Genomic DNA, 473 nt, shown 5'->3' on the forward strand with positions numbered 1-473 from the left:
GTAGACAGATAATCCTTGTAAGTTTCTGAACTAAATAAGTGAACTGGTTTGTGTAACTCATAGTCATGGAATTTAAAGTTCATATACCCCATCACATCATCAACTTTTGTGTAATAAGTAATTCCTTTGTCATTTGTGCGAGTATGTTCTGCATCTTCCCAAGTTAGGTGGGTATAAGCTTTTGTTAATTCAAATTCATCTTGTTGAATCAAACTAGCAGATGAAAATCCTAAAAAGAAGCTCATTATAAGTAAAAGAAGAAAGACTATTCCTCCAACTATCCAGGTTACAGGATTTCCAGCCGCAAATGTAAAGAAGGAAAAGGCTGCTTTTAGTTTTTGATAGATATTTCGGACACTTGTAAGACCTTGTTTCTTTAATTTTCGAAACCGATTTTTAAAGGAACTTGGCTTATCTTTCGCTAGTTTCCATCCTTTTCCATCCTTAAAATGATGGTATCGCTCTTTTGTGTT

At 34.0% G+C, this 473-nt stretch carries 1 pseudogene; it reads right to left on the minus strand.

The features are described from left to right. Positions 1 to 473, minus strand: a pseudogene (locus tag CBI42_RS11275) (phage tail tip lysozyme); the annotation flags it as partial.

The organism is Streptococcus sp. KR (genome assembly GCF_002238115.1).
GTDB lineage: Bacteria > Bacillota > Bacilli > Lactobacillales > Streptococcaceae > Streptococcus.